Source organism: Halorubrum sp. AD140 (assembly GCF_034497445.1).
In the GTDB taxonomy this organism is placed as follows: Archaea; Halobacteriota; Halobacteria; order Halobacteriales; family Haloferacaceae; genus Halorubrum.
This window is the reverse complement of record NZ_JAXRUU010000097.1, coordinates 1-6,602: the sequence shown is the minus strand read 5'-3', so window position 1 is coordinate 6,602 and position 6,602 is coordinate 1. Positions and strand designations below refer to the sequence as shown.

The following is a 6,602-nucleotide window of genomic DNA, read 5'->3' as shown; positions in this document are numbered from 1 at the left end:
GTCGCCACGTACTCCAGCTTCATCGACGCGCCCTCCGTGAGCCCGGGCGAGTGGCTCAAAGAGGAGTTCGAGTCGCGCGTCGACGCCGAGTTGGAGTGGGCGACGCCGGACAACGAGGTGAACCACTACGTCGAGCGGGCCGCCTCGGGAGCCTCGATCGACGCCGACCTCTACGTCGGGCTCAACACGGAGGACCTCGTCCGCGTCGACGAGGAGCTCGAAGACGACCTGTTCGCCGAGCGGGGAGATGTCGACGGCTTCGACGACGTCCGCGAGGGGCTGCTCTTCGACCCCTTCGACCGCGCGGTCCCCTTCGACACCGGCTACGTGAGTCTCGTCTACGACGGCACCGAGACGGAGGCGCCGGAGACGTTCGAGGGGCTGCTCGACGAGGAACACCGCGGCGCCCTCATCGCGCAGAACCCCGGTGCGTCCTCCACCGGGCGCTCGTTCCTGCTGCACACGGTCCACCGCTTCGGCGACGGCGGGGTCGCGGGCGACGGCGACGGCGAGACGGTCGAGGGCGGCGACGACGACACGGAGTACGACTACCTGGACTACTGGGAGGAGCTCCAGGCCAACGAGGTCCGCGTGCTCGGCTCGTGGGACGACGCGTACGCCGCCTGGAGCGAGGGCGAGGCCCCGATGGTCGTCTCCTACTCCACCGACCAGGTGTTCGCGGACATGGAGGGGGAGGACCTGGAGGAGCACCAGATCCGATTCCTGAACGACCAGGCGTACGCGAACCCGGAGGGGATGGCCGTCTTCGCCGACGCGGACGAGCCGGAGCTCGCCCGCGAGTTCATGTCGTTCGTGCTGGAGCCGGAGGTGCAGGGCGAGATCGCCCAGCGCAACGTCGCCTTCCCCGCGACCGACACCGCGGAGCTCCCGGACGACTACGCCGAGCTCGCACAGGAGCCGGACGAACCGGTGACGTTCACGTACGACGAGCTCCAAGGCTCGGTCAGTGAGTGGGTCGAAGCCTGGGAGCGGCAGTTCGCGGAGAACTGAGGCCGACGGCGTGAGCGATCACCCCCGAGACGGACCGGCGCGCCGGCTCCGCCGGCGCGTCGAGGGGCGGCTGCTGACCGCGGCCGCGGTCGTCACCAGCGCCGTGCTCGTCGTCGCGTTCTACTACCCGGTCGCCACGGTGCTCGTCGAGGCCGTCGTCGTGGACGGCGTCGTCACCCTCTCCGTGTTCGCGGAGATCCTGCGCGACCCGTTCTACTTCGGGGAGCTCGCGCGGCTGTTCGCCGGGGAGTCGCCGCTCGCGGTCGCCGCCTCCCTGCTCGACCCCGACCGCCGGCTCGGGATCGTCGGATTCACCGCGTACCAGGCCGCGCTGTCGACGGTCGCCAGCGTCGCGCTGGGGCTCCCCGCGGCGTACCTGCTCGCGCGCTTCGAGTTCCCGGGCCGGCGGACGCTGCGGTCGCTGACGATCGTCCCGTTCGTCCTCCCGTCGATCATGGTCGCCGTCGGCTTCGTCGCCACGTTCGGCGACGACGGGACCCTGAACGCCGTTCTGGAGGCGCTCGGGCTCCCGCCGGTCGACCTGCTGTTCACGCTGGAGGCGATCGTGATCGCCCACGCCTTCTACAACGCGCCGCTCGTCGCCCGGGTGACGACCGCGGCGTGGGAGTCGGTCGACGCGAGCGCGGTCGAGACCGCCAGAAGCCTCGGCGCGGGACCGACCCGAGCGTTCTTCGACGTGGTCGCGCCCCAGGTGTACCCCGCCGTGCTGACGGGCGCGGCGCTCACGTTCGTGTTCACGTTCGGCACGTTCCCCATCGTCCTCGCGCTCGGGGGGTTCCAGCTGGCGACGATCGAGGTGTTCGTCTACCGGCTCGTCCGCGACCTGAGCTACGCCGAGGCGGCCGCGCTGGCGATCGTCGAGCTCGTCGTCTCGCTCGGCGTCCTGCTGTCGTACCTGCGCTACGAGGCGCGACACTCGGTCAGCGCGCGCGGCGTCAGGCCCCTCCCGCGGAAGCCCCTGCTCCCGTCGACGCCGACCCCCGGAGCGGTCCTGTCGCGGCTCGGGATCGCCGCCTACGCCGGCGTCGCGGGGGTCGTCTTCCTCGCGCCGATCGCCTCGATGGTGCTCGCGAGCCTCACGGGGGGCGACGGCGCGCTCACGCTGGACCACTACCGGTTCCTCCTCGAACGCCAGCGCACGGGGGCGGCGTTTCAGGTGCGGCCGTGGCCCGCGATCCGGAACTCGCTCGTCTTCGCGTCCGGGGCGACGATGCTCGCGCTCCCGATGGGCGTCGTGGTCGCGGTGCTGACGACGCGGCGGTACCGCGGGCGAAAGCTGGTCGACGCGGCCGCGATGGCGCCGCTCGCCGTCTCCGGCATCGTCGTCGGCCTCGGGCTCCTCCGCGGGCTCGTCTTCGGCGTCGAGGTGGCGGGGTGGCGGATCACGGTCGCCGGGGCCGTCGCCATCGTCGTCGCGCACGCGGTCGCGGGCTACCCGTTCGTCGTCCGGACGGTCGCGCCCGGGCTGGAGGGGCTCGACCGCTCGCTGATCGAGTCGGCGCGCGCGCTCGGCGCCTCGCGCGCGCGGGTGATCCGTGACGTGGAGCTGCCGCTCGTCTGGCCCGGCGTCGTCGCCGGCGCCGCGTTCGCGTTCGCCATCTCGATCGGCGAGTTCACGGCGACCGTCGTGCTCTCGACCGGCGCCGACGCGTACACGATGCCGGTCGCCATCGAACGGTTCATCGGGCGTCGGCTCGGACCGGCGACCGCAATGGGCGTCGTCCTCCTCGTCGTCACGGGACTCAGCTTCGTCGTCATCGAGCGGCTCGGGGGTGAACACCGTGGGCTCTGACCCGGACCCCCGAACCGCCGCCGACTCGGCCGACCGCTCCCCCGCGGTCGAGCTCGACGGCGTGACGAAGCGGTACGGCGACGCGACCGCCGTCGACGACGTGAGCCTCCGGGTGCGCGAGGGGGAGTTCTTCACGCTGGTCGGCCCCTCCGGGTGCGGGAAGACGACGACGCTCCGGCTGATCGCGGGATTCGAGGCGCCGACCGAGGGGACGGTCCGGTTCGGCGGGGAGTCGGTCGCCGGCGTGCCGCCCGAGGACCGCGACGTGGGCGTCGTCTTCCAGAGCTACGCGCTGTTCCCGCACATGACCGTCGGCGAGAACGTCGCGTACGGGCTGAACTTCGCCGACCCGCCCGAGGGGACGACGCGCGACGAGCGCGTCGCGGAGCTGCTCGAATTGGTCGACCTCCCCGACGCGGCCGACCGCGACCCGGACAGCCTCTCTGGCGGGCAGCAACAGCGGATCGCGATGGCGCGGGCGCTCGCGCCCGGTCCCGACGTGCCCCTCCTCGACGAGCCGATGAGCGCGCTCGACGCGCAGCTCCGCGAGCGGCTCCGGGTGCAGGTGCGGCAGATCCAGTCCGAGCTGGGGATCACGACCCTCTACGTCACTCACGACCAGGAGGAGGCGCGGGCGATCTCGGACCGCGTCGCGGTGATGCGCGACGGGACGACCGAGCAGATTGCTCCCCCGCGGACGGTGTACCGGCGGCCGGCCACGCGGTTCGTCGCCGAGTTCGTCGGCGACAACAACACCTTCGCGGGGCGGGTCACGGAGATCGGAGAGGGTGACGCGAGCGACGAGAGCGCCCGTACCGCCGCCGTCGACGTTGGCGAAGAGACGCTCCGCGTCGCGCTCGACGGCGACCCGCACGTCGACGTCGGCGACCGTCTCACCTTCTGCGTTCGGCCGGAGCACCTCCGGATCGGCGGCGGCGAGAGCCGTGTCCGGGCGACCGTCGCGAGCGCGGAGTTCCTGGGCGAGACGACGCGCGTGACGCTCGACTGGGGCGGCCGAACTCTCCTCGTCCGGACCCGTGACCCCCTCTCCGGCGAGGTCGTCGTCGGCTTCGACCCCCGAGACGCCCACGTGATCGCGGTCGAGGGCGCTGACGCTGATCGCGGTCGACGGCGACGACGCTGATCGCGGTCGCGACGAAACGGACCCACCGCCGGGAACGCTCCGGTTCGGTCGCCGACGCAACCCTTACGCGTCGTGACCGCCAACCCGGAGCATATGACCGACGACCGCGACGACGGCCGCCACGAGTTCTCCGCCGGGCAGGGCGTCGACGCCGACTACGAGGAGTTCACCCTCGATCCGGAGGAGCTGGACGCCGATCCCAACACGGTCGACCCCGTCGACTCGCGCGTGCTCACCGACATCCTCGACCGACGGAACGTCGCGAGCGACGCCGTCGACGTCGAGCGCCTGATCGACGTCGGGCTCTCGTACATGGGGATAAACCGGTTCGAGGAGGCGACCGAGACGTTCGAGCGCGCAGCGCGCTTCGCCGAGGAGGACTCGCTCGCGGCCCAGGAGGCCTGGGTGAACAAGGGCGCGGCCCACGCCGAATTAGAGGAGTACGACCAGGCGATCGGCGCCTACGAGGAGGCGCTGCGGATCGACGGCGACTCCGAGCACGCCGCGACCGCCGAGACCAACCTCGCGTACGCGCTCTGGGAGTTCGGCCGCACCGAGCAGGCGCTCGAACACGCCGAGCGCGCCGTCGAGACCGACCCGCGCTTCGCCGAGGCGTGGTACAACCGCGGGTTCCTGCTCGTCGAGCGCGGGCTCGCGGAGGACGCCGTCACCTGCTTCGACAACGCGATCCGGCTGGGCTACCGGAGCGCGGGGGTCCTCGAAGAGAAGGCGCGCGCACTGGAGGAGGCGGGCGAACACGAGCAGGCCGAGGCGGTCGCCGACCGCGCCGAGGAGATCCGCCGCGAGGCGGAAGGGCAGATGGTCGAGGAACAGACCGGGCAGGCGCCCGGGCCGGGCGGTCGCGGCGGACGGGGGGGCGCCGGTGGTCCCGGCGGTCGGCCTGGCGGTCGCGGCGGCCGGCCGGGCGAGCGCGGGGAGGCGGCCGAGCCCCCGGAGCGCGAACTCCAGGGCGAGGGGCCCGAGGGCTTCTGAGATGGGCCGACAGGCTTCCGGGATGCTCCTCCGCGAGCGCGAGACCGCGGAGGGGACGCTCGTCTCCGTCTGCGACGCGGACTGCCTCGGCGAGACGTACGAGGACGGCCCGGTGACGCTGGCCGTCACCGAGGAGTTCTACGGCGGCGACGACGCCGTCGAGGCGTCCGCCGAGGAGGTCGTCGCCGGGCTCCGCCGCGCGCAGGTCGCGAACATCGTCGGGGTCGAGGCCGTCGGCGTCGCTGTCGAGGCCGGCCTCGTCGACGAGGAGACGGTTCTGGACGTCGAGGAGACCCGACACGCACAACTGCTCTGGCTGTGAGCGCGGAGGCATGAAGCGACTCAGGAGAGCGGAGCTGGCCGAGCTGGTGGGGCCGCACCCGCCGTCGGACGCGTTCTGGACCCGCGCGGTCGAGGCCGAACGGGGCGTGATCGGCGTCTCGCCGGCGGTCGTCGGAGAGGACGGCGAGGACGCCGCGCGCGCTCGTCGGAACCGCCGCCGACGGGGTGAACGAGGTGCCGACGGCCCGCTCTCGACGGGCGACATCGTCGACGTCGGCGACCACTCGTTCGTCGTCGTCGCGGTCGAGGAGACCGGCGCGGGGGGTCGGCGGTACCGGATCGATCTGGTCGAGCCGCGGTCAGACGAGCGACCCTCTCGAGATGGAGACCGGAGCGACGGCGCTACAGGTCCGCGACGTCCTCGATCGCGTCGGTGAGCGCCTTCACGCTCTCGACGGTGTGCTCGCCCATGTGGCCGATCCGGAACGTCTCCTCACCGAGCCGTGACCCGTAGCCGTTCGAGAAGGCCATGTCGTACTCCTCGCTCACCGCCTCGATGGTCGCGGCGACGTCGATCCCTTGCGTGTTCTCGATGCAGGCGACCGTCTGTGACTCGTACCCCTCCTCGGGGAACATCGCGAAGTGCTCGTCGGCCCAGTCGTGGACGTACTGCATCATCTCGCGGTGACGCTCGTCGCGGGCGCGGTGCCCCTCCTCGAGCATGTGTTTCATCTGCTTGCGGTACGCCAACATGATCGGGATGGCGGGCGTCGAGTGGGTCTGTCCCTTGCGCTCGTAGTAGTCGATCGTGCGCCGGAAGCCGCCGTACCACGAGGAGGTCCCCTTCTCGACCTCGCGCTCGTAGGCGTCGTCGCTGACGACGCACACCGCGAGTCCCGGCGGCATCGCGAACGCCTTCTGCGTGGACGCGAAGATGACGTCGATGCCGTGCGCGTCGATGTCGACGTGGTCGCCGCCGAGCGCGGAGACGGCGTCGACGACGAAGTACGTGTCCGGGTACTCCGCGACGACGTCGCCGATCTCCTCGATCGGGTTCCGGACGCCCGTGGACGACTCGTTCATCACGGTCGCGACCACGTCGTAGTCCTTCTCCGTGGATTCGAGGTGCTCGCGGATGTCCTCGGGCTTGACCGCCTCGCCCCACTCGTACTCCAGCCGGTCGACGTCCTTGCCGAGCCGCTCGGCGACGTTGGCGTGGCGCTCGCTGAAGCTCCCGCAGGTCGGAACCAGGATGTTCTCGTCGACGAGGTTGAGCGTCGACGCCTCCCAGAACTCCGTGCCGGAGGCGGTGAGGACGACGACGTCGTTGTCGGTGCCGAGGAACTCCTTCGTGTCCTC

General features: G+C 71.7%; 7 protein-coding genes. 6 read left to right on the top strand and 1 reads right to left on the bottom strand.

From position 1 onward, the window contains the following. The 6 genes from U4E84_RS15800 to U4E84_RS15775 all read left to right on the top strand — a co-directional run. The coding region (locus U4E84_RS15800; RefSeq protein WP_322533079.1) for an extracellular solute-binding protein at window positions 1-1,011 on the top strand (1,011 nt) is incomplete at its 5' end. 10 nt (window positions 1,012-1,021) lie between these two features. Next, window positions 1,022-2,824 (top strand): iron ABC transporter permease, encoded by a 1,803-nt coding sequence (locus tag U4E84_RS15795; RefSeq protein ID WP_322533078.1) that lies wholly within the window; start codon window positions 1,022-1,024, stop codon window positions 2,822-2,824. Further along, window positions 2,814-3,968, top strand: coding sequence for an ABC transporter ATP-binding protein (locus tag U4E84_RS15790; protein ID WP_322533077.1), 1,155 nt, complete (start codon window positions 2,814-2,816; stop codon window positions 3,966-3,968). Before U4E84_RS15795 ends, U4E84_RS15790 begins: the two co-directional genes overlap by 11 nt. A gap of 93 nt (window positions 3,969-4,061) precedes the next feature. Then, window positions 4,062-4,961 carry a tetratricopeptide repeat protein gene (locus U4E84_RS15785; protein WP_322533076.1) on the top strand — a complete coding sequence of 300 codons (900 nt, stop codon included), beginning with the start codon at window positions 4,062-4,064 and terminating at the stop codon, window positions 4,959-4,961. Between the two features lie 22 nt (window positions 4,962-4,983). Next, window positions 4,984-5,283: a DUF424 domain-containing protein gene (locus U4E84_RS15780; protein WP_322533080.1), complete on the top strand. Its 300-nt coding sequence runs from the start codon at window positions 4,984-4,986 to the stop codon at window positions 5,281-5,283. 10 nt (window positions 5,284-5,293) lie between these two features. Beyond that, entirely contained in the window at window positions 5,294-5,680 is a 387-nt protein-coding gene (locus tag U4E84_RS15775; protein ID WP_322533075.1) for a hypothetical protein, read from the top strand. Here U4E84_RS15775 and U4E84_RS15770 read toward each other — a convergent pair. Further along, a partial coding sequence (locus U4E84_RS15770) for an aminotransferase class V-fold PLP-dependent enzyme (protein ID WP_322533074.1) occupies window positions 5,646-6,602 on the bottom strand: 957 nt, incomplete at its 5' end. The genes U4E84_RS15775 and U4E84_RS15770 overlap by 35 nt on opposite strands.

Excerpts from the sequence above, each read along its gene's own strand:
- U4E84_RS15785 (WP_322533076.1), top strand. The coding sequence starts at position 4,062 with ATGACCGACGACCGCGACGACGGCCGCCACGAGTTCTCCGCCGGGCAG.
- U4E84_RS15780 (WP_322533080.1), top strand. The coding sequence starts at position 4,984 with ATGCTCCTCCGCGAGCGCGAGACCGCGGAGGGGACGCTCGTCTCCGTC.
- U4E84_RS15775 (WP_322533075.1), top strand. The coding sequence starts at position 5,294 with ATGAAGCGACTCAGGAGAGCGGAGCTGGCCGAGCTGGTGGGGCCGCAC.